This window comes from Fulvimarina fulva (assembly GCF_039652615.1).
In the GTDB taxonomy this organism is placed as follows: Bacteria; Pseudomonadota; Alphaproteobacteria; order Rhizobiales; family Rhizobiaceae; genus Fulvimarina.
The window spans coordinates 1-1,175 of sequence record NZ_JBDJAC010000034.1 but is presented as its reverse complement, the minus strand read 5'-3'; the positions used below and the strand labels follow the sequence as shown (position 1 = coordinate 1,175).

1 protein-coding gene is annotated in these 1,175 nt (G+C 58.6%); it reads left to right on the top strand.

What is annotated here, in order from left to right; all coding sequences use genetic code 11:
- Nucleotides 1-59: 59 nt before the first annotated feature.
- Nucleotides 60-1,175 (top strand): IS3 family transposase gene (locus tag ABDX79_RS19645; protein WP_346221985.1). Its coding sequence is split into 2 segments (ribosomal slippage), with 1,117 coding nucleotides annotated over them: nt 60-300 and nt 300-1,175; the frame shifts between segments, so codons are not numbered across the junction. This gene is flagged as partial in the annotation.

The following is a 1,175-nucleotide window of genomic DNA, read 5'->3' as shown; positions in this document are numbered from 1 at the left end:
TGAATAGCCCCGAGATTTGTGGACGCCTTCTTCCCTGATTTTGAGGCAAGGAGGTCCGGATGCGGTCTGTCAATTTCACTGATGAGTTCAAGCGCGATGCAGTCGCACAGATCACCGAGCGTGGTTATCCGGTTGCTGAGGTGTCGCAGCGGCTGGGCGTGAGCCCACATTCGCTCTACGCGTGGAAGAAGAAGTTTTCGAAGCCATCAGGAGGCGATGGGGATCAGGCGGCAGAGATACGTCGTCTGAAGAAGGAACTGGCGCGTGTCACCGAGGAGCGCGACATCCTAAAAAAAGCCACCGCGTATTTCGCCAAGGATGCAAAGTGAGATACGCGTTTGTTGCCGAGCATCGCCACCAGTTCACGGTGCGAGCGATGTGCCGCTGCCTGTGCATCCGACCCAGTGGGTTTTACGCCTGGTTGAAGAATCCACTGAGCAAACGGGCTCGGGAAGATGCCCGTCAGACCGAGCTTCTGAGCAAGGCTTGGAAGGAAAGCGGCAGGGTCTACGGCTATCGCAAACTGCATGACGATCTCCTTGATCAGGGCGAGACCAGTTGCGCCAACCGCATTGCTCGTCTCGCCAGGATAGCCGGGATCAAGGCGCAGATCGGCTACAAGCGTCGGCCCGGCTCCTATGGCGGCAAGCCGTCGGTCGTGGTCGACAACACCCTTGCCCGGCAGTTCGATGTCGATGCGCCGGACAGGGCGTGGGTGACAGACATCACCTACATCCGGACCCAGGAGGGCTTTGCCTATCTGGCCGTGGTGATCGACCTGTTTTCCCGCCGCGTTATCGGCTGGTCGATGCAGAGCCGGCAGACGACCGACGTCGTGCTGCAGGCATTGCTCATGGCGGTCTGGCGTCGAAAGCTGAAAAACACGGTCCTGATCCATTCCGACCAAGGCTCCCAGTTCACCAGCATGGACTGGGCAACGTTCCTGAAGCACCACAATCTCGAGCACTCGATGAGCCGTCATGGCAACTGTCACGATAACGCCGTGGCCGAAAGCTTCTTCAATCTCCTCAAGCGCGAGCGGATACGGCGACGGACCTATCGAACACGCGAGGAGGCAAGGCAGGACGTGTTCGATTACATCGAGATGTTCTACAACCCGAAGCGCAAGCACGTCAGGAACGGGATGCTGTCACCCGTTCAGTTCGAACGGCAGC